21 protein-coding genes are annotated in these 23832 nt (G+C 54.2%); 18 read left to right on the top strand and 3 right to left on the bottom strand.

The features are described from left to right. Positions 1 to 143: 143 nt before the first annotated feature. Positions 144 to 524 carry a DUF423 domain-containing protein gene (locus KIH86_RS07100; RefSeq protein WP_223084918.1) on the top strand — a complete coding sequence of 127 codons (381 nt, stop codon included), beginning with the start codon at positions 144 to 146 and terminating at the stop codon, positions 522 to 524. A gap of 103 nt (positions 525 to 627) precedes the next feature. Here KIH86_RS07100 and KIH86_RS07095 read toward each other — a convergent pair whose 3' ends face one another. Beyond that, positions 628 to 1164: a hypothetical protein gene (locus KIH86_RS07095; RefSeq protein WP_223084916.1), complete on the bottom strand. Its 537-nt coding sequence runs from the start codon at positions 1162 to 1164 to the stop codon at positions 628 to 630. A gap of 206 nt (positions 1165 to 1370) precedes the next feature. On the opposite strand from KIH86_RS07095, the gene KIH86_RS07090 reads away from it, so the two are divergent. From KIH86_RS07090 to KIH86_RS07045, 10 genes are all read left to right on the top strand, one after another. Beyond that, positions 1371 to 1673, top strand: coding sequence for a YunC family protein (locus tag KIH86_RS07090; RefSeq protein WP_223084914.1), 303 nt, complete (start codon positions 1371 to 1373; stop codon positions 1671 to 1673). 276 nt (positions 1674 to 1949) lie between these two features. Next, positions 1950 to 2411 carry a Dps family protein gene (locus KIH86_RS07085; RefSeq protein WP_223084912.1) on the top strand — a complete coding sequence of 154 codons (462 nt, stop codon included), beginning with the start codon at positions 1950 to 1952 and terminating at the stop codon, positions 2409 to 2411. A gap of 335 nt (positions 2412 to 2746) precedes the next feature. After that, positions 2747 to 3376 (top strand): DUF1802 family protein, encoded by a 630-nt coding sequence (locus tag KIH86_RS07080; RefSeq protein WP_223084910.1) that lies wholly within the window; start codon positions 2747 to 2749, stop codon positions 3374 to 3376. A 167-nt stretch (positions 3377 to 3543) separates the two neighbouring features. Continuing rightward, entirely contained in the window at positions 3544 to 4326 is a 783-nt protein-coding gene (sufC, locus tag KIH86_RS07075; protein ID WP_038694728.1) for a Fe-S cluster assembly ATPase SufC, read from the top strand. 27 nt (positions 4327 to 4353) lie between these two features. Beyond that, positions 4354 to 5652 carry a Fe-S cluster assembly protein SufD gene (gene sufD, locus KIH86_RS07070; RefSeq protein WP_223084908.1) on the top strand — a complete coding sequence of 433 codons (1299 nt, stop codon included), beginning with the start codon at positions 4354 to 4356 and terminating at the stop codon, positions 5650 to 5652. After that, positions 5649 to 6872, top strand: a complete 1224-nt coding sequence (locus KIH86_RS07065; RefSeq protein WP_223084906.1) for a cysteine desulfurase — start codon at positions 5649 to 5651, stop codon at positions 6870 to 6872. The genes sufD and KIH86_RS07065 overlap by 4 nt, the downstream gene beginning before the upstream one ends. Further along, positions 6859 to 7293 (top strand): Fe-S cluster assembly sulfur transfer protein SufU, encoded by a 435-nt coding sequence (gene sufU, locus KIH86_RS07060; RefSeq protein ID WP_038694731.1) that lies wholly within the window; start codon positions 6859 to 6861, stop codon positions 7291 to 7293. Before KIH86_RS07065 ends, sufU begins: the two co-directional genes overlap by 14 nt. A 23-nt stretch (positions 7294 to 7316) precedes the next feature. Continuing rightward, positions 7317 to 8714 carry a Fe-S cluster assembly protein SufB gene (gene sufB / locus KIH86_RS07055; protein WP_223084905.1) on the top strand — a complete coding sequence of 466 codons (1398 nt, stop codon included), beginning with the start codon at positions 7317 to 7319 and terminating at the stop codon, positions 8712 to 8714. 253 nt (positions 8715 to 8967) lie between these two features. After that, positions 8968 to 9798 (top strand): IclR family transcriptional regulator, encoded by an 831-nt coding sequence (locus KIH86_RS07050; RefSeq protein WP_223084903.1) that lies wholly within the window; start codon positions 8968 to 8970, stop codon positions 9796 to 9798. A 19-nt stretch (positions 9799 to 9817) separates the two neighbouring features. Next, a complete protein-coding gene (locus KIH86_RS07045; RefSeq protein WP_223084901.1) occupies positions 9818 to 10753 on the top strand; it encodes an aldo/keto reductase in 936 nt (311 codons plus the stop codon). A 336-nt stretch (positions 10754 to 11089) separates the two neighbouring features. Here KIH86_RS07045 and KIH86_RS07040 read toward each other — a convergent pair whose 3' ends face one another. Both KIH86_RS07040 and KIH86_RS07035 read right to left on the bottom strand, forming a co-directional pair. Beyond that, positions 11090 to 11857 (bottom strand): thioesterase II family protein, encoded by a 768-nt coding sequence (locus KIH86_RS07040; protein WP_223086043.1) that lies wholly within the window; start codon positions 11855 to 11857, stop codon positions 11090 to 11092. Further along, entirely contained in the window at positions 11857 to 12861 is a 1005-nt protein-coding gene (locus tag KIH86_RS07035; RefSeq protein ID WP_223084900.1) for a helix-turn-helix domain-containing protein, read from the bottom strand. The genes KIH86_RS07040 and KIH86_RS07035 overlap by 1 nt, the downstream gene beginning before the upstream one ends. Before the next feature lie 258 nt (positions 12862 to 13119). Between KIH86_RS07035 and KIH86_RS07030 the strand changes: the two genes are divergently transcribed. The 7 genes from KIH86_RS07030 to KIH86_RS29955 are packed head-to-tail and all read left to right on the top strand — an operon-like array spanning position 13120 to position 23828. Next, positions 13120 to 13737 carry an MptD family putative ECF transporter S component gene (locus KIH86_RS07030; RefSeq protein ID WP_223084898.1) on the top strand — a complete coding sequence of 206 codons (618 nt, stop codon included), beginning with the start codon at positions 13120 to 13122 and terminating at the stop codon, positions 13735 to 13737. Then, on the top strand, positions 13737 to 14414 hold the full coding sequence (locus KIH86_RS07025; RefSeq protein WP_235775298.1) for an energy-coupling factor transporter transmembrane component T: 678 nt from the start codon (positions 13737 to 13739) through the stop codon (positions 14412 to 14414). Before KIH86_RS07030 ends, KIH86_RS07025 begins: the two co-directional genes overlap by 1 nt. Beyond that, positions 14411 to 15892 carry an ABC transporter ATP-binding protein gene (locus KIH86_RS07020; protein ID WP_223084897.1) on the top strand — a complete coding sequence of 494 codons (1482 nt, stop codon included), beginning with the start codon at positions 14411 to 14413 and terminating at the stop codon, positions 15890 to 15892. The genes KIH86_RS07025 and KIH86_RS07020 overlap by 4 nt, the downstream gene beginning before the upstream one ends. 55 nt (positions 15893 to 15947) lie before the next feature. Next, positions 15948 to 17657, top strand: a complete 1710-nt coding sequence (locus tag KIH86_RS07015) for an ABC transporter ATP-binding protein (RefSeq protein ID WP_407672250.1) — start codon at positions 15948 to 15950, stop codon at positions 17655 to 17657. Beyond that, on the top strand, positions 17654 to 19411 hold the full coding sequence (locus KIH86_RS07010) for an ABC transporter ATP-binding protein (RefSeq protein ID WP_223084894.1): 1758 nt from the start codon (positions 17654 to 17656) through the stop codon (positions 19409 to 19411). Before KIH86_RS07015 ends, KIH86_RS07010 begins: the two co-directional genes overlap by 4 nt. A gap of 5 nt (positions 19412 to 19416) precedes the next feature. Beyond that, a complete protein-coding gene (locus tag KIH86_RS07005; protein WP_235775303.1) occupies positions 19417 to 20805 on the top strand; it encodes an MATE family efflux transporter in 1389 nt (462 codons plus the stop codon). Between the two features lie 29 nt (positions 20806 to 20834). Then, positions 20835 to 23828 carry a salicylate synthase gene (locus tag KIH86_RS29955; RefSeq protein WP_223084889.1) on the top strand — a complete coding sequence of 998 codons (2994 nt, stop codon included), beginning with the start codon at positions 20835 to 20837 and terminating at the stop codon, positions 23826 to 23828. Positions 23829 to 23832 lie beyond the last annotated feature (4 nt).

Raw genomic sequence — 23832 nt, 5'->3', positions numbered from 1 at the left:
GCGTAAACGCTACATACAGTTTTTCACAAATGACCCCATTCATGCAAGCGTAATACGCATATTATGACCTGATTTTCCAACGTTTGACCGATTGTGATAAGATGGTCATGATTCCAGACCAAGCAAGTGAGGAGATGTCTGCTGTGCAACGCATGTTTACAGCCTGGGGAGCGCTGCTGGCGATGCTGTCGGTTGCCATTGGCGCCTTTGGGGCTCATATCTTGAAATCGACGCTCAGCGAAAGCTCTATGGCGGTCTTCGAGACAGGGGTTCAGTATCATATGATGCATGCCCTCGGTGTGCTGATCGTGGGTCTGGCCGCAGGCCACTGGGGAGAGAGCCGGAGACTGCGCTGGACGGGCGGTCTGCTGATCGCGGGAATCGTGCTGTTCTCGGGCAGTCTGTATGCACTCAGCATATCGGGCATCAAGGTACTCGGCGCCATTACTCCGATCGGGGGCGTATGCTTTATCGTCGGCTGGCTGCTGTTCGCCATAGAGGCATTTTCCCGCAGAAAAAGCTGACCAATATGCCGCTGCAACAGCCTATTGTCAGGCGGGCGGTGGCCATTAGACAGATGAGGGTGCTTCCGGCCGCTTGGCGGCTATGGAAGCACCCTCATCTGTCTTACGTGAATTCATCGATTTCGTTGAGATTGAACATGTATACCTGCTTCTCATCCACATGATAGACGTTCAGGGTTCCAGCTGTCTCGTCGAAGTTAAGGATGCGGCAGGGCAGGGACACCTGCTTGCCTTGGCGGTTCGCTCTCAGCCGGACAAGCCGGTTCTCCTGGATAAAGGTCCGAATCTGTCCAAATGCGTCCTCCGGCAGGGACATCTGCTGCTTCGGCCGTGCCGGTCTGCTCGTCCCCCCGGTTGCGGGGGCTGCAGGCTGCGGAGCCTCGGGCTTGTCGGCACCGGCGTTTTTCCCTTCTTTGGTAGCGTTTTCCAAGCGTGACTTGGCGATTCTCGCTTTTAACAGTCCGTCGATCGTCTTGCCCAGGGGAAGCTCTGAATTGATCTTGAAGTCGGTCACAACCTTGCTCCCGTTCATCAGTTCAAGCAGATATTGCAAAGCAAGCGGGTCGGTGTTGGCACTAATCAGGATGTCGACGTTAAACAAGTAGTGACCGTCTTTGCTTTGAAGTTTTTTATCGTCCATAATTCCCCCAGCATTTACAATAGAAATGGTACTTAGTAAATAAACTATAACACTAAATATGAAATATTTATATACCCGGATGAGAAAGAAATAGGCCCATAGTCTCCTGGTTTTGCCCAAAAATCCGGGACTATCGTCTACACGAATACAGGCGGGCGAACATACACATACAGAAGATTTAGTGAAGGGAAGGAGGCGCCTTAAGTATGGTGACTTTGGAGCCGGTTGAGGTGGGGGGGCACAAGCTGGTCGGTGTTGAGGTGAAGCTCCCCAAGACGACGCTGCTGACCATCAGCACCGACAAAGGCTACATTATGTGCGGGGCACTGGATGTCGGACTGCTGAACGAACGCCTCGCGGACAGAGGCATTATAGCCGGCCGTGCCGTGGGAGTGCGGACGCTTGAGCAGCTTCTCGCAGCACCGCTCGAATCCGTTACCGTGCAGGCCGAGCGAATGGGAATCGTGCCGGGCATGTCGGGTGCGGACGCCCTGCTGAAGATGCTGTAGCATAATCCGGATGCAGCCGCCGATCAAGGCCGTCTTCCTTTCTGGAAGGCGGTCTTTTTCAACATTTACATATTTACGAAAGAACGGGAAGCCGAATAATCGACGGAAAGGGCGAGCATGCTACTATCGCTGCTTTATCTTTTTTTGACAATATGATGGATAAGCGCGATTGCTGTTTCGACAATCTTGGAGACGGTTAAAGGGACAGTAGACAGCCGCAGGGCCGGGTAAGACTAGCAAGGCCGGCTACTTTTTCGAATAAGGAAGGGATTTACCATGGCAAAAGCAACGAACAAGGCAAGCAGCACTTCGATCGAGCAGGCTTTGAACCGGCAGGTAGCCAACCTGAACGTCCTTTATGTCAAAATACACAACTACCATTGGTACGTGAAGGGCGAGCAGTTCTTCTCTCTGCATGTGAAATTCGAGGAACTGTATGATGATGTTACCCTTAAAATGGACGAGGTTGCCGAGCGTCTGCTGAGCATCAAGGGAACTCCCGCGGCTACGATGAAGGAATACCTTGAAATTGCGAGCATTGAGGAAGCGACAGGCAAGGAAGATACCCGTGCCATGGTTCAGACCCTGATCGAGGACTTCACGACGGTCGCCGAAGAGCTTGCGGAAGGAATTGAGCTGGCCGAAGAAGCCGGAGATCAGCCTACGGGCGATTTGTTCATCAAAATCCGTTCCGATCTGGAGAAGCAGAGCTGGATGCTCCGCTCATTCCTCGGATGATGATCCTGACCGGACCGCGACCGGCGGCTCATTATCGGAGTGAGGACGTTCCTTCGGTGAAGCTTCTCCGCTGATGAAGGTCATCGTTTAATAAAGGGGGCACCTTATGAAGGTGTCTCTCTTTGTGTTTGAAGTCAGGTGAAAAAAAGGATGAATATGCCGCCGCCAGGGAAGGAAAGGTATAGCCATCAGCTCTAAATTGGTGGAATGCCAGCCATTTGGCGGAGGTCTGCGGCAGGCTTTTTTACATCGGTCTGTCGAAATGCTGCGAATGCCGCTATAATAGACAATAACAAACAGCTTGGAAATCCGCTGCACTAAGGAGGGAGATTGCCGTGAATCAGAGCCCTGTAGCCCTGAAAGAATGGGCGTCGGCTGTCGATGCGCTGTGCGGAGGGGATCAGATCCTTGTGCTCCGCAAGGGCGGGATTGCTGAAGAGACGAGGCGGTTTGAGCTGAAGAGCCGGTTCTTCTATCTGTTCCCGACCTACGAACATCAGCGGATTGAGCTGATGAAGGAGGAGTACAAACCTTATGTCGAGCGCTCCTTCTCGGATTACGACAGCGAGTCCGGTGCAGTTGTGCTGAAGGCATGTGCCGAGGCAACCGACGATCTGGAGATCTATGACTTCGAACAACTGGAGCTTCTGTCGCCTTTTCATGTATGGAGTGATCAGCTGGCTGAGGAGAGGCTGAAGTGGAAGGCCAAGCAGCCGCTGCATGTGCTGCTGCTCCGCGTGTATCTGCTGGAAGTGCCAGCCGTAATCCCGATGCTTCCCGAATATAGCGGCTGCCGCTCCTGGATTGCCCTCGATCCGCCTCCACCGGCGATAAAAATGACTCCGGTCCTAAGCGAGCAGGCTTATACCGAACGCAGGAATGAAATTCTGTCCATTTTGGGCAATAATTTGACAAAGCCCCCAATAACCGTCCTGAAAACCCTTGAAAATGAAAATTCAGTTTGAAAGTGAAGGTTTGTTATAATAAAATGAGTGAAAATCATTGATAATCAGTGAGAATCAAATTATAATTATTTTAATTTGATAAGCAATACAAACATAATGCTGGGATCAGGGAAACCTGTTGCATACAAACTTCTGATTTCGCAAATCGATCAATGGAGGGAATACTTATGGCGGCAGAATTTGTCATTGAGGGTTTGAAGGCGACGATTGAAGGGAAAGAGATTCTGAAAGGATTGAATCTTCAAATGAAGGGCGGCGAGGTTCATGCCATCATGGGACCGAACGGCACAGGCAAGAGTACGCTGGCTTCCTCGCTCATGGGACACCCGAAATACGAAGTAACGGAAGGAACGGTAACTCTTGAAGGCGAAGACCTGCTGGAAATGGCTGTTGACGAACGCGCCCGCGCGGGATTGTTCCTGGCCATGCAGTACCCGAGCGAAATCGCCGGCGTCACGAATTCCGACTTCCTGCGCAGCGCAATCAACGCCCGCCGCGAGGAAGGCAGCGAAATATCGCTGATCAAATTCATCCGTCTGATGGAAGGCAAGATGAAGGACCTGGAGATGGACCCGCAGTTCATGCACCGTTACCTGAATGAAGGCTTCTCCGGCGGCGAGAAGAAACGCAATGAAATTCTGCAGATGATGATGCTGGAACCGAAGATCGTCATTCTGGACGAGATCGACTCCGGACTTGACATCGACGCGCTGAAGATCGTGGCCCAAGGCGTTAACGCTTTGCGCAGCGAAGACCGCGGATTCCTTGTCATTACTCACTACCAGCGTCTGCTCAACTATATCAAGCCTGATTTTGTCCATGTTATGATGCAGGGCCGAATCGTGAAGTCCGGCGGTCCGGAGCTCGCGGAGCGTCTGGAAGCCGAAGGTTACGAATGGGTCAAGGAAGAGCTTGGAATCGAAGATGAGACCGTAGGACAGGAAGCTTAACAAACGGCAGGAAGGAGGAGACCATTTATGACGACGCAAACCATTCTTCCGGTGGATGCCGGCCGTTTAAGCGAGCTGTCGCTGAGCAGCGGAGAGCCGGAATGGCTGAAGGAAAGCCGCCTGAAGGCGCTTGAGCTTGCCGGGCAGCTGGAGCTGCCGAAGCTTGAGAAGATGAAGATTGAACGGTGGAACATTCAACAGTATGGTACTTATAAAGAAAGCGCGGCGATCTCCGCGCTGAGCGATGTTCCCTCCTCGATCGATGCGCTTACGGGCGCTGAAGGAGGCAGCCTGATCATTCAGCGCAACTCCGGCGCGGTGTATACGAGCCTGGCTCCCGAGCTGGCCTCGCAGGGCGTAATCTTCACGGATCTGCAGACCGCCGTCCGCGAGCACGGGGATTTGGTCCGGAGCTACCTGCACACCGCAATCAAGCCGGATGAGCATTCGGTAGCGGCGCTGCATGCGGCGCTGTGGAACGGAGGCGTATTCCTCTATATTCCCAAAAATGTAGTCATCGATACGCCGCTGCAGGCGATCTTCCTGAGCGACGACGCCGAAGCGACATTCGCTCCGCATATCCTGATCGTGGCTGACACGAACAGCTCGGTCACTTATGTCGATAACTATGTATCGTCCAAGAGCGAAGCCGGACTCCATAACGGAGCCGTTGAAGTATTCGCCCTTGCGGGCGCCAAGGTCCGCTTCGCCAGCGTACACCAATTCGGCGCGGACATGACGGATATTACTTACCGCCGTGCCGTTCTGGAGAACGATGGATCGATCGAGTGGATCATAGGGGAGATGAACGACGGCGATACCGCCAGCGACACCAAATCGGTGATGAAGGGCAACGGCTCCACCTCGGACGCCAAGGTAATCGCGGTAGGTTCGGGCTCCCAGAAATTGAATTATACGACCCAAGCCCAGCATTTCGGAAAAAGTACGCCGAGTGATATGATCACCCGCGCCGTGATGCGTGAGAGTGCAACCTCCATCATCAACGGCATCACGAAGATTGAGAAAGGTGCTACCCGCGCCGACGGCCAGCAGACCGAGAAGGTGCTCATGCTGAGTCCCAAGGCCAGAGGCGACGCCAATCCGATTCTGCTGATCGACGAGGACGATGTCTCCGCAGGTCATGCGGCATCCGTTGGTCAGGTCAATCAGGAGCAGATCTACTATCTGATGTCCCGCGGCATTTCGCGGGGCGAAGCGGAGAAGCTGGTCATCTATGGCTTCCTGGCGCCGGTTGTATCGCAAATTCCACTGGAGGGACTTCGCGAACAGCTTCAGTCTCTCGTGGAAAGGAAGTTAGGACAATGAACAGCGCCATCCGTGAGCAATTTCCAATTCTGAATCAGAACGTCAACGGTCATCCTCTTGTATATCTGGACAGCGCAGCGACCTCGCAGAAGCCGCGCCAGGTTATCGAAGCGATCAAGTCCTACTACGAGCATGACAATTCCAATGTGCACCGCGGCGTGCACACGCTTGGAAGCCGTGCGACCGACGCTTATGAAGGAGCGAGGGAGAAGCTTGCCCGATTCATCAATGCGCGCAGCACGAAGGAGATCGTGTTCACACGCGGAACGACGACGGCCCTTAATCTGGTCGCTTCCTCCTATGGACCGGCGAATGTCGGAGAGGGCGACGAAATTGTGATCACCCAGATGGAGCATCATAGCAATCTGATTCCCTGGCAGCAGCTCGCGAAGAAGACGGGAGCTACGCTGAAGTATATTCCGCTCCAGAAGGATGGAAGCATCCTTCTGGAAGACGCCGAGAAGACAATCACGGATAACACCAAGATTGTCTCCGTAGCTTATGTCTCGAACGTCATGGGCGTTACGAGCCCGGTCAAGGAGCTGGCGGCGATCGCCCATCGGCACGGAGCTATCATGGTGGTCGACGGCGCGCAGAGCACGCCGCATATGAAGGTCGATGTCCAGGATCTGGACTGCGACTTCTACGCCTTGTCCGGCCACAAAATGTGCGGACCTACCGGCATCGGCGCCCTGTACGGCAAGCGGGCGCTGCTGGAGGCGATGGAGCCGGTCGAATTCGGCGGCGAAATGATCGACGATGTGGGGCTGTATGAATCCACCTGGAAGGAGCTGCCCTGGAAGTTCGAGGGCGGCACACCGATCATCGCCGGTGCTGTGGGTCTTGGAGCGGCAATCGACTTCCTGCTGGAAGTTGGCCTCGATGAGATTCACCAGCATGAGATGAAGCTCGCGAAGTACGCCGAGCAGCGTCTCTCCGAAATCAACGGCATTTCGATCTACGGTCCTCGGGGCCGCGAGGTGGGACTTGTTACCTTCAACCTGGGGGATGTTCATCCCCATGATGTAGCGACAGTGCTCGACGCGGAAGGAATCGCGATTCGCGCGGGTCATCACTGCTGCCAGCCGCTGATGCGCTGGCTGGAAGTCAGCTCTACGGCACGGGCCAGCCTGTATTTATACAACAACGAAGAAGATATTGACCGACTGGCTTCGGCACTAATCCGCACAAAGGAGTATTTCGCCGATGCAATTGGATGATTTGTACAGACGCGTCATTATGGATCATTATAAGAATCCCCGGAACCGCGGCCTGTTTGCGGATGACGCCATGAAGGTGGAGCTTAACAATCCCACCTGCGGCGACCGCATCACGCTTCAGTTGAAGGTCGAGGACGGGATTGTCAAGGAAGCCCGGTATGTCGGGGAAGGCTGCTCGATCAGCATGTCTTCCGCTTCAATGATGACCGAGGCGGTTAAAGGTAAGACAGTGGAGCAGGCTCTCGATATGGCCGGACGCTTCTCTTCTCTGATGAAAGGCGAGGACGTGACGTTCGACGATTACGAGGATATCGAAGCTCTTTCCGGCGTTAATAAATTCCCGGCCCGCATCAAATGCGCGACACTGGCCTGGAATGCGCTGCGCAAAGGCATCGACGAGGAAGAACGGCATCATCACTAAACGAACTGAAGGAGGCGTACCCCATGGCCAAGAAAGCGCCTGAGATTGAAGAGTACAAATATGGATTCCGGGACGAGCACAAGGCGGTATTCCAAACGGGTAAAGGCCTGACGCCGGAAATTGTCAAAGAAATTTCAACGATCAAGGATGAGCCGCAATGGATGCTGGATTTCCGGCTGAAATCCCTGGAGCAGTTCGGCAAGATGCCGCTGCCGCGCTGGGGTGGAGACCTCGACGAACTGGATTTCAATGACATTCAATATTATGTAAGACCTTCTGAGAAACAGGGCAAGACATGGGAGGAAGTGCCTTCCGAAATCAAGGAGACCTTCGACAAGCTGGGTATTCCGGAGGCGGAGCAGAAGTTCCTCGCCGGCGTATCCGCCCAGTATGAATCCGAGGTTGTCTATCACAGCATGCAGAAGGATCTGGAAGAGCAGGGCGTTATCTTTACGGATACCGACACGGCTCTCCGCGAGCATCCTGAAATCTTCAAGGAGTATTTCGGCACGGTTATTCCTCCGACCGACAACAAGTTCGCCGCGCTGAACAGCGCCGTCTGGTCGGGCGGAAGCTTCATCTATGTTCCGAAGGGCGTGAAATGTGAAGTGCCGCTGCAGGCGTACTTCCGCATCAACTCCGAGAACATGGGCCAGTTCGAGAGAACGCTGATTATCGCAGACGAAGACAGCTTCGTACACTATGTCGAAGGCTGTACCGCTCCGATCTACAGCACGAACTCGCTGCACAGTGCCGTTGTTGAAATTATATGCAAGAAGAACGCCCGCGTCCGCTATACGACGATCCAGAACTGGGCGCCGAACATCTACAACCTGGTAACGAAGCGCGCGGTCGCTGAAGAGAACGCGACGATGGAATGGGTCGACGGCAACATCGGTTCCAAGCTGACAATGAAGTATCCAGCCGTTATCCTGAAGGGACGCGGCGCGAAGGGCTCTGTTCTGTCCATCGCGGTTGCAGGCAAAGGCCAGCACCAGGATGCCGGAGCCAAGATGATTCATCTGGCGCCGGATACAACTTCGACCATTATCTCCAAGTCGATCAGCAAGCACGGCGGCAAGGTGACTTACCGCGGTCTCGCTTCCTTCGGCCGTCAGGCGGAAGGCGCGAAGTCGAACATCAAGTGCGACACGCTCATTATGGATAACCAGTCCACCTCGGACACGATTCCATACAACGAGATCATGAACGATAACATTACGCTGGAGCATGAAGCGACCGTCTCCAAGGTATCCGAGGAGCAGCTCTTCTATCTGATGAGCCGCGGTCTGTCGGAAGCCGAAGCGACCCAGATGATCGTTATGGGCTTCATCGAGCCGTTCACCAAGGAGCTTCCGATGGAGTACGCAGTTGAGATGAATCGTCTCATCAAATTCGAGATGGAGGGCAGTATTGGATAAGTTCGATAAAACCTTGTTGCAGCAAGGCTTTTTGAACCAATACTTGAAGCTCATTGCTTGTTTGCCCCCCATTTTGCCCCCAATTTATATGTGGGAGTAGGGCTCATTAAGAGTGAGAGTACCGTCTACAATCTGTAAAGTATTACTTAAATACGTGTCCGCAGCGCCTTGACGCTTTTATGCTCAAGTCGCTCGGGTACGTATTTTTATTTTGCTCATCTGCAGACGATACTGAGCTTGAATATTTCACATTGTGAAACAAAAGCTGCGTTCATTGATTAAGCTGCGGAATTTCATTTATGCTAGATTTGAGGCTGAGGTGAGGATCATTTCCAGATATGAGGTATCCAGTTTAAGAAAAGGACTGCAAATTCTAGATCTGTTAAAGGAGAAGCATGGGCTAAAGCTTGCCGATATCTCGGACTATCTGGGAATAAACAAGACCACTGCTTTTCGGCTGTTATACACCCTGGAAGAGATGAATTACATCACCAAGGTCGGTAAGCTGTATGAGCTTCACCCGCATCTGTTTGCCGCTGATCATGACAGCGGTCAAGCACCTAACTGGTCTAATTTGCGAACCTTCTATCAATTAGGGGTGAAAGTCGCGAGAAATATATTCGTTGGCACTCTGGACGGCACCAACATCGTTGAACATCAGGTGTTCCATGCCGATTCCAAGCAGATGATGTATGTCAAAAAGGGGTCTACTCCCCTTCATCAAAGTGCGCTGGGAAAGGTCTTGCTGGCCAATCTGGGACAGACGGAGCAGCTGGAGCTGACCGAGCATCTATCCTTAACGAGAGCAACCGAACAGACTTTTACGGACCCCGAGTTGTTTCTCCGCCATCTTGAGGTCATCCAACAGCAGCACTATGCCACTGATTATGAGGAATTTCTCGAAGGAATGCATTGTATCGCTTGCCCTATTTTCTATGATCAAAAGGTCGTAGCATCATTCTCTATTGCTGACTCTGCCGGGAATATGCCCAAAAAAACGATGCGGAGCCTCATTCCTGTTATGGTAAAGGCCAGCCACAGCATAACCAAGGAACTATACGCCCATCCTACAATATTAGTCTAACGAAAGAAGGTTATCTGAAATGACAGAAAAAGCTCGGCTCGGAAAGTCCGATTTGTATGTTCATCCGATCGGTTTAGGCACCAATGCAGTTGGCGGGCACAACATCTATCCGAATCTGGATGAAGAGGTTGGCAAGGAGCTTGTCCGCGAGGCAATCCGGAGCGGGATCAATTTTCTGGACACCGCCTTTTTCTATGGTCTGGGGCGCTCCGAGGAACTGATCGGCGAGGTGATAAAAGAGACGGGCAACCGCTCCGACCTCGTTATCGCCACCAAGGCAGCTCATAAAATTGTTGACGGAAAAGTTATTCTTGATAATTCCCCGGCATTTTTGCGCGAGGAAGTTGAGAAGAGCCTAAAGCGTCTGCAAACCGATTATATTGACCTGATGTACATTCACTTCCCGGATGAGGACACCCCGAAGGCTGAGGCCGTTGGTGCGTTGAAGCAGTTAAAGGATGAAGGGAAAATCCGCTCTATCGGGGTATCGAACTTCTCGCTGGAACAGCTTAAAGAGGCGAACAAAGACGGCTATGTCGATGTGCTCCAGGGCGAATACAATTTGCTGGACCGTGCTGCCGAGCAAAGCTATTTCCCGTATACGATTCAGAATCAGATTTCCTTTATTCCATACTTCCCGCTGGCTTCCGGCTTGCTGGCCGGTAAATATACTAAGGATTCGAGTTTCAATGATCTGCGTGCAGGGATTCCTCATTTCCAGGGCGAAGCCTTTGTGCAAAATCTGGAGAAGGTGGAGCGTGTGCGCCGGATCGCGGACGCCAAGGGCACTGAAGTTGCTCACGTCGTTCTGGCCTGGTACTTGGCCAACGACGCTATCGACGCCGTGATTCCGGGAGCTAAACGGGCCGACCAGGTGCTGAATAATCTGAAGACCCTGGATGTTAAGCTGACGGCTGAAGAAATTCAGGAAATCGATCAAATTTTCAAAGCTTAAGCGATAACGGAGCAAATTCGTAGTAATAAGTAATTGCTGCGTCATCAATCCTCTGAGTAAGATAAAAATACGTGTCCTTAGTGATCTTGCCGCATAAATGCCCAAGACGCGAGGAACACGTATTTTTTTGCAGGAGGTACGATTAGTGGAGCACTTTGGGTATTCCATGCTATGTGCTGAAGATGAGCCTCCCCTGCTCGCTTATCTCGCGGTAACGCTGAAATAAGATATGACTCAATGCGCCTATGCGGCGGTCGCCTGACCGGCTGTATGGGCATTTTGCTGTGCCTCCTGCTCGATTTCACACCGGTTGTGGACTGCCGTTCACCGGCAAAGTTATGCTCTCCGTTCCATATGCTCCCTAACGATTGAGGCAAGCGAGTTCAACAGGGGAGCTGTATTCGTCTTGACAAAAAAATGGCCGCCTTCAATCATTTCAAGGGTAAACGCTCCGTTGGTACAACCGCTCCACGCCTTCATTTCTTCCCGGTTTGCCTCCGGATCACTTGTACCGGCAAAAGCTGAAATCGCGCAGCCCAGCTCATTTTCTTCGGAATATACATATGTCTCATCCAGCGTGAAGTCAGCGCGTAATATTGGGAGAAACAGGTCCATAAGCTCCTTGTTCTGGAGAATTGCCTCCGGCGTACCGGAGAAGCGGCGCAGCTCCTGCACAAAGGCTTCATCCGGCAGCTTGTGGAGAGGCCTCGGCTCGGGGATGTGCGGAGCACGGCTGCCGGAGACGACAAGCCTGCAAGGCTGGGGCTTCGAGCTTCGCCGGAGCTGCCGGGCAAGCTCGAAGGCAACCCGGGCGCCCAGGCTGTGCCCAAGCAGAATAAAAGGGGGCTGCAAATAAGGTGCAATTGCCGTGGCAATGTCTTCAACCAATGCGCTCATATCCGTTCTGGACGGCTCTGCCATCCGATTCTCCCTTCCTGGCAGCTGAATGGGATACCAGCCTGTTCCGGCAGGCAAGCTCTGCTCCCAGCCCCGGTACATCGAGGCGCCCCCGCCCGCATAGGGCAAGCAAAATATACGCAGGACGTCCCGATGGCTCGGCTCGGACAAGAGCCAGGGTGAAGCGGTTTTGTTGGCGAAAGTCATCATTGAATCCCTCCAGATATGTTCATTAGTGCAGCAGTCCGGGTTCTTTTGCGGTAATCCATCGGAGTAAGATCGGTGCTTTTGCGAAAAAGTTCACAAAACCGGCTAGTATTTTTGTAGCCAACCATTTGGGAGATTTGACTGATTTTCAGATCTGTGCTGGTCAACAAATGACCGGCATGATTCATTCTTGTCTTTTGAATAAACTCGGTTATTGTACAATGATTGGCCTGCTTGAACGTCGCTTTAAGCTTGGTCTTCCCCATACAGGCGATCCTCGCCAGCTGGCTTAATTGAATATCCGACGCAAAATGCCCATTGATGTAGGACATAACCTCTGACAAATTATTGATATCCTGCACGGACAGACTGGACAGTGCATTCAACGGGTTATTCTGTATCGTCCGCTCGACTACGAGCGCCAGTGCCTCCGCAACCTTCCCTTCATAATACAATTTGGCCGATATCCCCGAGCCGCGGTAGTTTCGAATCTGGCGAAAAAGGAGCATGAGCTCAGGGAAATCCGTCAGCCCGTTCACACTGCTGAAAGCCGTACGCAAATCTCTGTATTCTCCCGGATATTTCGTGTTTATGTAGTTTTCATAGTAATCGGGAATGATGACAATTCCGACTGAGCGAATAGGGACGTTTTTGCGATAGACGGCCTTATAGAGCTTGCTGCCGCTGGCATGCCCTTTCACGTAATTGCATGTCAGCTGGCTGCCAACCGGCTCCAGTTCTTCGCCGCATACCGAGTCATAGCAGCTGATGCAGATATACTCCGGCTGCCGGTACTGCAAATAAAGATCTTCATGGAAGACAAAATCCTGCACAAACACAGAGAACAGTCTGTGATGGCAATAAGCCCAAAAATAGCCGCTTCCCTTGTCCGGGTCCAGCGAGTAACAAAGCCCTTCCTTGCAGCATAGCTCACAGGTTGTATCCAGATAGAAGCCGGTCTCCGCCAGGCAGGGCATAAATACCTCGTCGATTATATCACTCATTGTGTTCAATCACCTTCTTTAACAAGATCGGACGAAAGCATAACGGGAAAGGACGAAAGTCGGGCGATTGTATTGACCGGGCATACGGCTAGAAATTAAAGTAAAAAGCAGAAAAGTCATTGTTGATAATGATAATCATAATCATCAAATATAATAATACTGGAAGAGATGTAAGTTATCAACGAATACACATAATCGTAATAATTACGATTATAAAGGCTTTTTACGTTCTGTACAACCAAAAAAGGGGGAGTAATTATGCAGACAAGTCTGGGAGTTAAGGGAGCAATTGAAGGCAACAGGTGGAAAATGAGGGATTTCATTACTCTGGCGATTTTTAATGTTGTGATGCTGATTGTGATGACGATTAACGGAATGTTTGCCTATCCGTTGAACTACTTGATGGGAGCTGGAATCGTAGCGCTGATCAATGGCCCGGTCTATATGGTGATGGCGAACAAAATCGGCAAACGGGGCGTTTTATTTTTCAGCTCATTGTTAACCGGCCTTTTCTTTGTAGCGTTCGGACTTGTCTACTATTTGCTTGTATTTGCAGTGGTCGGCCTGCTATGCGAACTGGTCATGTGGGGAGGGGACAGCTACAGGCGGCCGGTGCGCAATGCAGCAGGCTATAGTCTGTTCTATGTCGGCTATTCGATGTGCGGCGTTGTGCCGCTGATATTCTTTAGAGATCAATATGTCAGCGGGCTTGAGAAGAGCTATTCACCGGAGGCGCTGGCAGACATGCTCTATTATTACGAGACGCCGAGCATGGTTCTGATTATGTGCTCCATTACGCTTGCCGGGGCTGTGGGAGGTTGCCTGCTTGGCCGCCTGATGCTCCGCAAGCATGTTAAAAAAGCGAGACTGGTCTGATGCAGCTCGATCCGCGAACGCATGTCGTCGTGTTGATTGTTGCCACAGTCCTTCTGATTTTGGCAACCGATTCCTGGCAGCTGCATGCTTTGGTCGGACTCAGCGCGTTGTATCTGATCTGTCACGGCATGCTGCGGAAGGCGTTCTATTTTGTCCTGGCATACATCGCAATACTGGCTTTGACCGAAGTGCTGGCGGGACATTCCGCTGGCTTCGGACTCATTCTCTATACCTTCTCCAGAATGATGCCGGTTGCCATGATCGGCGCGGTGCTGGTACAGACGTCTCCCAGCCGCATTATGTATGCATTTGAACGGGCCAGGCTGCCCAAGCCTATTACGGTAATGCTGTGTATCCTGATCCGCTTCTTCCCGGTGCTGCTTATGGAAATATTATCCATTCGAGACGGAATCAGAGCGAGGGGCATTTTTCCGCGCTGGCACAGCGTTCTGAGGCGGCCGGCAGTTATCTATGAGTGCTATTTCGTGCCATTGATGGTGAGATGTCTGAAGCTGTCTTCCGAGCTTGCTTCCTCTGCCGAATTGCGGGGGATCGAAAGCCGGAACCATCGTTCGACCATTCATCTGGCCAAGCTGCGTGGAATGGATGCTGCGGCTGTTGCGGTTTACGCTCTGCTCGGCGTGATGACAGTTACGGGAGGGGGGAGTGTTCTATGATTGCTCTGAACGATGTGACGTTTCGATACGGCCATGATGGAGATGAGGCTCAGGCGGAGCCGGGCGTGCGGAATATTTCCCTGAAGGTTCCGCCGGGGCAGTGCGTCGTGCTATGCGGCCGCTCGGGCTGCGGCAAGAGCACGATCCTCAGGCTGATCAACGGTCTTGCGCCCAATTGCTATCCGGGAAAGATCATGGGGGAGGTGCTCGTGGACGGGAAGAACCCGGCGGAGCTGCCGCCCGAGGAGCGGACGCGTAAGCTGGGCGTTGTGTTCCAGGACCCGCGCAGCCAGTTCTTTATGGATAATGTCCGGGATGAACTCGCCTTTTCCGCGGAAAATCTCGGGCTTCCGGCAGAATTCATTCTGGAGCGCATTGAGCGGCAAGCGGAAATGCTGGGCATTGCGCATTTGCTGGATCGTAAGCTGGCCCGCCTCTCCAGCGGTCAGAAGCAGCGGGTTGCGATCGCCGCAGCTTCCATACTGGCGCCTCCGCTGCTTATCCTGGATGAGCCGACGGCCAATCTGGATGAGCAGGCGACGAAGTCTATCGTCGAGATCCTTGGCAGGCTCAAGCGGGAGGGGACTACGCTCGTCATCAGCGAGCATCGCTTGCATGCTCTACTTCCGATCGCCGACAGCTTCGTCTGTATGGAGCAGGGAAGGATTTCACGGCAATGGTCGAAGGAGCAGTTCGCGGCGCTGTCTTATGCCGAGGTGAGACCGTATGGCTTGCGCCACCCCGATATGGTGAAGGACTACATCACCGGCCGAACGGAGCAGGCCGACCCTCTGTCGCCTGTCTTTGCAGGGCATGGACTTGGCTATAGGCACAAACGCAGCGCCGAAGGGCTGACCGGTGTTGATCTGGCACTTCCCAAAGGGACTGTAACCGCGTTGACGGGCGAGAACGGGGCGGGGAAAACAACACTTGGCAAAATTTTGAGCGGCCTGCTGCGTCAGCGGAGCGGAAAGATTGTTCAGGACGGCGCCGTATTATCGGCCAGCCAAAGGCGCGCCATGAGCTACCTGGTCATGCAGGATGCCGATTACCAGCTATATGCCGACAGCGTAGGCAATGAGCTGGTGCTGGGCCGCCATATTGATGAGACGCTGCGCCGCAAAGCCTTCGAAGCAATGGAGGCTTTCGGCCTGAGTGCGCTGCAAGGCCGGCATCCGGCCTCTCTGTCCGGCGGCGAGAAACAACGGGTGACGATGGCGGCGGCCTATTGCTCGGACGCGGAGCTTATCATCCTGGATGAGCCGACCAGCGGACTTGACGGAGAAGGCGTTCTTCATGTGGTCGAGTGGGTCAGGAAGCTGGCATGGGCGGGCAAGACGGTCATCCTGATCACGCATGATCCGATATTGACCCGGCTTGCCTGTGACCATGTAGTTGAATTGACGCGAAAGGGGGAAGACCGCATTGAACAATCGAACCAAGCAAGGGATACCCAGATTGCTGGAATTGGCCGGTGAGAAAAAATCACTTCTGCTCTGGTCCGGCATCTTGTCGGCGGTCAGTGTCATGATGATGCTGGTGCCCTACGCTTCCGTGTACATGGTGATGAGCGAGCTGCTTCGCCATGCGGCGGATATTTCGAAAGTGGATGGACCGTTTATGATACGCTGGGTAATTTGGGGAGGAATCGGCATGCTGCTCGGCTACTTCTTCATGTATGTCGGAGGAATGCTGTCGCACATCGCCGCTTTCCGCATTTTGTACAGCATCCGGGTGAAGCTGTCCGAGCATATCGGCCGGCTGCCTCTCGGCTATTTCAGCAAGAACGCGAGCGGGAAAGTGAAGAAGAATGTCGAGCAGGACGTCGAGAAAATCGAGCTGTTCATCGCCCATCAGCTGCCCGATCTGATCAGCACCGCCGTGATGATCGTGGCGATTGTTATCATTATGTTCTCCCTGAACGTATGGTTCGCCCTGGCTTGCACCATTCCGATGGTTGTCGGCTTTGCAGCGCAATACTCCATGATGTCGGGAGAGAAGGCGAAGAAAGGGCTGAAGGAGTATTTTGACTCGCTGGAAAATATCAATGCGTCCTCGATCCAGTATGTGAAGGGGATGCCGTCCATCAAGATTTTCGGGCAGACGGTCCGCTCATTCCGGAAATTCCATGAGGATATTATCCGCTACCGGGATTTCAGCCTTCAATACACCGACCAGTTTCAAAATGGCTACGTGTCGTTCAAGGTGATCGTACTGTCGCTGGCTACCTTCATTCTGCCGGTTGGTCTGTTCCTCATTGAGGGGCAGCCGGACAGTGTTGCCTTTGCGGCCACGCTGATGCTGTTTCTTGTTATGGCGCCGGGCATCTCCGCTCCGGTCTTCAAGCTGAATAATATGGCGTCCACGATGAACGTTATTATCGAGGGGGTCAGACGCATTGACGGCATTTTTGCGGAAGAGCCCATAGCCGAGCCGCACACTCCACTAACACCATCCTCCTATGATGTGGAATTTCGGGATGTAACCTTCTCATACGAAGGGATGAATGGCAGAAATGTGCTGAAGGGACTTAGCTTTACGGCGCGACAGGGGGAAATAACCGCGCTTGTTGGCCCGTCCGGCTCCGGCAAGTCAACGGTGGCCCAGCTGATCCCGCGTTTCTGGGATGTGCAGCAGGGCGGCATCTCAATCGGTGGAGTGGATGTGCGCTTTATTTCAACCGAGAAGCTGATGGATACCCTGTCGTTTGTCTTTCAGGACACTTTTCTGTTCGCGGATACGCTGTACAACAATATTTTGGCCGGACGGCCGTCGGCAACGCAGGAAGAGGTATTTGCGGCTGCGCGGGCGGCTCAATGCCATGACTTCATCGTGCAGATGCCGGAAGGCTACGATACGCAGATCGGGGAAGGCGGTGTCTATTTGTCTGGCGGCGAGGAGCAGAGGGTGTCGGTTGCGCGGGCAATTTTGAAAAATGCGCCTATTCTGGTGCTGGATGAAGCAACGGCCTATGCGGACCCGGAAAATGAATACCAGATGCAGATGGCTCTCCAGCAGCTCATTGCCGGGAAGACCGTGCTTATCATAGCGCACCGATTGACGACGATTACCGAAGCGAACCGGATTATCGTGCTGAAGGACGGGGAAATCAATGACGCCGGGACACATCCGGAGCTGCTGGCCCGCGGCGGCCTGTACCTCAATATGTGGAATGCCTATACAATGGCTGCGGGCTGGGAAATCGGCGAGGCGCGGCACAGAGAGGAGGCGCATACGACATGATTAAGCGGCTGCATGCCATTACGGCCGGCAATCCCCGGAAAATGTTGAAACCCATTATCTGGGCTATACTTGCCAACATGGCCAATCTGTTCCCCTTCGGCTGCATGACGCTTGCCGTCAGCATGATCTATACGAGCTTTGCCGAAGGAGACAGCAGCCTTCCCATGAAGTCGCTGTGGCTGGCATGGGGCGGCATGGTGCTGTTCCTGTCGCTTGTGTTTGCTGCCGAGCGGCAGGCTTACCGGACGGTCTTCCGCGGAGCGTATGAAGCGTCGGCTGACGGCCGTACCCGGCTTGCCGAGCATATCCGCAAGCTGCCCATGGGCTTCTTGCTGAAAAAGGATGCGGGCGAGCTCGGACATACGATGATGAATGATTTCACCCAGACGGAAAATGCGGCGACGCATGTGCTTCCGCAGCTCGTCAGCGGCCTCGTCATTCCGCTGATGGCGTTTGCGGGGCTAGTATTTATCGACTGGCGCTTGACGGTGGCGATGCTGGCGGGCTTTCCAGTTACGCTTCTCATTCTGTGGAGCGTCGGCCGGCTGGAGCGCAAGCTCGGACAGAGCCATTCGGATGCGCGCATTACACAGTCCAACCGGCTGCATGAGTACTTGCTCGGCATGAAGGTGATCAAGGCTTACAACCTGCGCGGTACGAATTTCAAAAGGCTGGAGCAGGCCTTCCATCACTATATGAGGGAAAGCATCAAGCTGGAGGGGGCGCTTGGTCCGTTCTTTCTGGTTGCTATCGCATTTCTGGAAACCGGTCTGTCGCTGATCACCATAATCGGGGTGTATCTCATTGTAGGCGGCGATTTGACCGTGCCCCTGTTCGCAATGTTCCTGCTCGTTGGAACCCGGGTCTTCGATCCGCTGTCGGTTGCCATCATGCGCCTGCCTGCCTTCAAGTATGATGCCATGGCGGGCGAACGCATCGTCAGCTTGCTGGAGCAGCCGGTGATGGGCGGAGAGAAGCTGACCGGAACGGGCCATCATATTCGCTTTGAGCATGTTACCTTTGGGTACGACAAGAGCACCGTGTTGAATGATGTGTCCGTGGACATGAAGGAAGGGACGCTTACGTCCATTGTAGGACCGTCGGGCAGCGGCAAGAGCACGATGCTGCGACTGATTACCCGCTTTTACGATCCGCAGAGCGGAACGATATGGTTCGGCGGTGTGGATCAGGGCAAGGTGGAACCCGAGCAGCTCATGAGAAAAATATCCATGGTATTTCAGGATGTCTACCTGTTCCAGGACACGATCCGAAACAATATCCGCTATGGCCGAGAGGGCGCTACGCAACAGGAAATCGAGGCGGCCGCGCGGGAGGCATGCTGCCATGAGTTTATTATGAAGCTGCCGCTCGGCTACGACACGCCGGTAGGCGAAGGCGGATCTACACTGTCCGGCGGCGAGAAGCAGCGGATTTCAATTGCCCGGGCGATTCTGAAGGATGCGCCGGTTGTTCTGCTTGATGAGGCAACCTCTTCGCTTGATCCGGAGAACGAAGCAGACATGCAGCGGGCGATCAACCGGTTAGTGAAGGGGCGTACCGTCATCATGATTGCCCATCGGCTGAAGACGGTTATTCGTTCGGACAACATCATCGTGCTGGATAAAGGCAGGGTGGTCAGCCAGGGACGGCATGACGAATTGCTTCAGACCTGCGGGCTGTACGCCAAGCTATGGAATACCCAGAGCCGAACGAGCGGGTGGAAAATAGCAGCGCCCAAGGAGGCGAGAGTGTGAGCGGTATGAGCAACAGCGAGAAATCAGAGCAGCAATTCATTGTGGATGGAAATTTGTGGAGCGTTATGCTGCGGCTGTCTTGGCCGGCCATCATAGCGATGGTGCTGTATGGTCTGAATGCCGTCATCGCCGCGGTGTTTGTTGGACGCTACATCGGGGAGACGGCGCTAGCCGGTGTGTCGGTAGCCTATCCGCTCACCCAGATTACCAATGGGATCGGCTCGCTGATCGGCGTAGGGGCGGGGGCTGTGCTCAGCATCGCCATCGGGAGCAAGGACAAAGCGAAGCAGGAGAAGCTGCTGGGTCATGTGAACAGTCTCACGCTCCTGATTACGGTTGTGTACATGGCCTTCGGATTATTATTCTCCAATCAGCTGATCCGGCTGATGGGCGGAGAAGGCGATGCGCTGGTTCTGGGCGAACATTATTTCCGTATTACCGTCCTCGGCGCCTTGTTCTGGATTTACGGGCTGGCCACGAACATGATTGTGAGAGCCGAAGGCAAAATGAAGACAGCCGCACTGGTTATGGGGATCGGTCTTGCCGCCGATGTTCTTTTTAACTATGTGCTGGTTGCCCGAATGGGGCTAGGTATTGAAGGTGCAGCCTGGGCTACGAATGCCGGAATGCTCGTCTACTCGCTGCTTGGCTGGATCTATTTCAGCCGGGGCTTCTCCTCATTCAAGACGAAAGCCTCTCTTTTGTATTGGGAAGCTTCCATCATCAAATCCATATTGAGCCTTGGCTTCTCCTCGCTGATTATGGTCGTGATGAGTCTGGTGCAGGGAATTGTCGTATTCAACGCGCTGGCTCGCCATGGCACTGTGCAGGATATCGCCTTCTACGGCGTCGTCTATCGTGTATTCACTTTTTTGCTGACACCAATCTTTGGCTTAATGCGGGCGCTGCAGCCGGTCATTGGCATCAACTATGGAGCCGGGCGGTGGGAGCGGGTTATCCGGTCTTATAAAATTTTCACGTTCGCCTCGATGGTGCTGACGCTTCCCTTCTGGATCTTGTCGATGGCCTCGCCGCAGTTTATTCTCCACCTCATGATGCCGGAGCAGTCTTTAGGCGCCGAGCAACTGCTGTATTTCCGGTTGTACATGGCTGTTCTGCCGCTGCTGTCAGCCATTTTCATGGCCATGACGCTGTTTCCGTCGATCGACCAGGGGAAACCGGCTGCTCTGATCGGCATGGCAAGACAGCTTGTGTTCTATGTGCCGGTCATGCTGCTGTTGCCCCGGGTGATGGGAGTGGCGGGCGTGTATTACGGGTCTTTGGCTATCGACGCTGTAATCGTACTGTGGACGGTCTTGCTCGTCAGCAGAGCGTTCACCGCACTGCGCAAGCGGCAGAAGCCGTTTCCTGATCAGAGTGTTGTGCTGCAATAATACATGGATGAGAAGCGAGGAGGAGAACCATGTTGAACAGTAACAAAGAGCTGGGCAATCACGCTTCCCGGAAGGAGTGGCTGGGTCTGTATCAGCCATTAACGCTCGGACAGCATTTGAGAGTATGGGCCAACCGATATGGCGGCAGCACTGCTATAGTAGAGGGCGACAAGAGGATATCCTACAGGGAGCTGGATCGCCGGGTAGATGAGCTGGCGGCCGGTTTTGCCCAACTGGGCATCGGAAAGGGCGACAACGTTGTCATCCAGCTTCCGAATCGTATATCGTTCGTGGCCAGCTGCTTCGCCTTGTTTCGAATCGGCGCTCTGCCTGTACTTGCGCTGCCTGCCCATAGGGAAGGGGAGCTGGACGGGATTTTCAGCCTCGCGCAGCCGGTTGCCTATATCGTGCCGGATACATGGATGGGCTTCGATTATGCTGCGATGGCCCGTAAGCTGCTGAGCAGCCATGCTTGCGTCAGAAATCTGATTGTTGACGGGAACAGCGCGGAGGCTATCCGCCTCGCCGATGTGATCAGGCCGCCGATGGAGCTGAGCGGACCGGAGCCTTCGGATATAGCGCTCCTGCTGCTGTCCGGCGGTACGACCGGCACACCCAAGCTCATTCCGCGAAGTCATGCCGATTATTTCTATAATGCCGAGGCTGCCGCGAGGCGGGCCGGATTGAGCGAGCATAGCATTTATCTGGCGGTGCTGCCGGTCGCCCACAATTTTCCGCTGTGCTGCCCCGGCATTATGGGCATCTTTGCCACTGGCGGCAAAGTGGTCATGTGTGCGACTACTAGCTGTGATGAAGCTTTTCCGCTGATTGAGCGTGAGCGCGTCACGATTACATCACTTGTGCCCGCCCTCGTTAAATTGTGGCTTGAGGAGCTGGAGTGGAACAAGGCAAGTGACCTTTCCAGTCTGGAGGTGGTGCAGGTCGGGGGGGCGATGCTTGAGGAGTCGCTTGCGCGGCGGATTATGCCGGAGCTGGGCTGCCGGCTGCAGCAGGTGTTTGGCATGGCGGAAGGGTTGATCTGCTGTACGGCGCTGGATGATGATGATATGGCGATATGGAGCAGCCAGGGCAAGCCGCTGTCGGAGCAGGACGAGATCCGAATTGTCGATGAGCACGGGTCCGAGGCTGCCCCGGGGCAGTTCGGGGAGCTGATGGTCCGCGGGCCCTATACGATTACCGGCTACTATAGGGCACCCGAACAGAACCGCAAGTCCTTTACGGCAGAGGGCTATTACTGTTCCGGAGATCTTGCCAGATGGACACCCGCAGGCCATATTCAAATCGGCGGGCGGATCAAAGAGCAGATTAACCGTGCAGGGGAAAAAATCGATCCGGCCGAAATCGAGTCCCTGCTGCTTCAGCATCCGAGTGTGAAGGACATCGTTATCGTGGGCCTGCCCGACAAGCGGCTCGGGGAGCGAAGCTGTGCTTGCGTTATCACGGACTCTCAGGAGCCGGGCCTGCTTGATCTGCACCGTTTCTTGCGGGAGAAGGGGATAGCCCGCTACAAAATGCCGGATCAAATAATGTTCGTTGCCGGCTGGCCGCTGACCAGTGTCGGTAAAGTGGATAAAACCAAACTCAGACAGATGGCTTCCTCACTGCAATCCGTGGCAGCAGCAGAAGTGGACGGCGTAGAGATGCGTTATTGGGAGACAACGATTGCCTTTGCAGGCGATGTTCATCTGGTGGCGGCACAGCTCATCGATTGCGGTCTGTATGATCAATATGTACTCTATGAGAACCGGGACGAGCTTTCGATCGGCCTCGGCATTCATACCATGCTGACTGCCGACAGTGATTTCATTACTCTGCAGACGGGATCGCATACGCTGCGGCTGCCGAATCTCGACTTGAGTGAGGGGCTTCAGCAAGCATTGAGCGGGGTCCCGCTCCCGGACTGGCGAGCCTACGGCATTGCGAATTTCTCACTGGCCCGGTACTATCAGGGCTTGCCGCTTCTTAACGAAAATCCATGTCTGCTGAAGCTGTGCATCCCCGAGGCCGAAGTGCGCTTCCGCGGCGGTGAAATGCTGCTCCGGGCTGTTGCCCGGGAACAGCTTGACATGCTGAAGCAGATCGTTGAATCGCTGCTGAACGGGAGATTAGCACAGCAGCTTGCGTGCAGGTTGGATCGGGCCGGAGCGGCTTGTCCGGAAGCAGCCACCAGTGGTGCCGAAGCCTATCTCGGCAAGGTGGGACAAGCCGTGGAGGATATCCGGCAGCGCCGTTATCAGAAGGTAATCCTGTCCCGGAGGATTCCGCTTAACCGCGAGCTTGACATGGTTGCGAGTTATGTGGCGGGCCGGCGGGCCAACAATCCGGCGCGATCGTATCTCCTGAATCTGGGCGGCTTGCAAGCGGCCGGATTCAGCCCGGAGACCGTCGTCGAGGTTGACGCTCACGGCTGGATTAGTACACTTCCGCTGGCGGGTACGCGCTCCGCCGGCAGCAGCAAGTACGAAGAGAACAGGCTGAGAACCGAGTTAATCAATGATCCGAAGGAGATTGCGGAGCATGCTGTATCCGTCAAGCTGGCGTTCGAGGAACTAGAGCAGGTATGCGATAGCGGCACCATTGTGGTCAGTGACTTCATGTCCGTTATGAACCGGGGAACGGTGCAGCATCTGGGCTCCCGGCTGAGAGGCAAGCTGAAGGATGGCTGCAGCGCCTGGCACGCGTTACGGGTGTTGTTCCCGGCGGTGACCGCCTCCGGCATCCCCAAAAGGGAAGCGATCGAGGCGATCGGCCTGATCGAAGATCAGCCCCGGAATCTGTACAGCGGCTCCGTTCTGACCGTGGACAGCAGCGGGGCGCTGGATGCCGCTCTCGTACTGCGGACGATCTTCCAGCAGGATGGAGCCGCATGGCTCCAGGCCGGAGCCGGTGTTGTCGGCATGTCACTGCCGGCCCGCGAGCTGGAGGAGACAAGGGAGAAGCTGAGCAGCTTCTCGGCAAGACTGGTTGCTTCCAGCGCCGAACAGGAAACCGCGCGTCAATGATTGG

Source organism: Paenibacillus sinensis (genome assembly GCF_019904155.1).
Classification (GTDB): Bacteria; Bacillota; Bacilli; order Paenibacillales; family Paenibacillaceae; genus Paenibacillus_AQ; species Paenibacillus_AQ sinensis.
The sequence above is the reverse complement of the archived record's forward strand: the minus strand, read 5'-3'. Positions and strand labels throughout refer to the sequence as shown.

Excerpts from the sequence above, each read along its gene's own strand:
- KIH86_RS07065 (WP_223084906.1), top strand. The coding sequence starts at position 5,649 with ATGAACAGCGCCATCCGTGAGCAATTTCCAATTCTGAATCAGAACGTC.
- KIH86_RS07020 (WP_223084897.1), top strand. The coding sequence starts at position 14,411 with ATGATTGCTCTGAACGATGTGACGTTTCGATACGGCCATGATGGAGAT.
- KIH86_RS07010 (WP_223084894.1), top strand. The coding sequence starts at position 17,654 with ATGATTAAGCGGCTGCATGCCATTACGGCCGGCAATCCCCGGAAAATG.
- sufU (WP_038694731.1), top strand. The coding sequence starts at position 6,859 with ATGCAATTGGATGATTTGTACAGACGCGTCATTATGGATCATTATAAG.
- KIH86_RS07095 (WP_223084916.1), bottom strand. The coding sequence starts at position 1,164 with ATGGACGATAAAAAACTTCAAAGCAAAGACGGTCACTACTTGTTTAAC.
- KIH86_RS07005 (WP_235775303.1), top strand. The coding sequence starts at position 19,417 with ATGAGCAACAGCGAGAAATCAGAGCAGCAATTCATTGTGGATGGAAAT.
- sufD (WP_223084908.1), top strand. The coding sequence starts at position 4,354 with ATGACGACGCAAACCATTCTTCCGGTGGATGCCGGCCGTTTAAGCGAG.
- KIH86_RS07025 (WP_235775298.1), top strand. The coding sequence starts at position 13,737 with ATGCAGCTCGATCCGCGAACGCATGTCGTCGTGTTGATTGTTGCCACA.
- KIH86_RS29955 (WP_223084889.1), top strand. The coding sequence starts at position 20,835 with ATGTTGAACAGTAACAAAGAGCTGGGCAATCACGCTTCCCGGAAGGAG.
- KIH86_RS07035 (WP_223084900.1), bottom strand. The coding sequence starts at position 12,861 with ATGAGTGATATAATCGACGAGGTATTTATGCCCTGCCTGGCGGAGACC.
- KIH86_RS07090 (WP_223084914.1), top strand. The coding sequence starts at position 1,371 with ATGGTGACTTTGGAGCCGGTTGAGGTGGGGGGGCACAAGCTGGTCGGT.
- KIH86_RS07040 (WP_223086043.1), bottom strand. The coding sequence starts at position 11,857 with ATGACTTTCGCCAACAAAACCGCTTCACCCTGGCTCTTGTCCGAGCCG.
- sufC (WP_038694728.1), top strand. The coding sequence starts at position 3,544 with ATGGCGGCAGAATTTGTCATTGAGGGTTTGAAGGCGACGATTGAAGGG.
- KIH86_RS07015 (WP_407672250.1), top strand. The coding sequence starts at position 15,948 with ATGCTGGTGCCCTACGCTTCCGTGTACATGGTGATGAGCGAGCTGCTT.
- KIH86_RS07030 (WP_223084898.1), top strand. The coding sequence starts at position 13,120 with ATGCAGACAAGTCTGGGAGTTAAGGGAGCAATTGAAGGCAACAGGTGG.
- sufB (WP_223084905.1), top strand. The coding sequence starts at position 7,317 with ATGGCCAAGAAAGCGCCTGAGATTGAAGAGTACAAATATGGATTCCGG.
- KIH86_RS07045 (WP_223084901.1), top strand. The coding sequence starts at position 9,818 with ATGACAGAAAAAGCTCGGCTCGGAAAGTCCGATTTGTATGTTCATCCG.
- KIH86_RS07085 (WP_223084912.1), top strand. The coding sequence starts at position 1,950 with ATGGCAAAAGCAACGAACAAGGCAAGCAGCACTTCGATCGAGCAGGCT.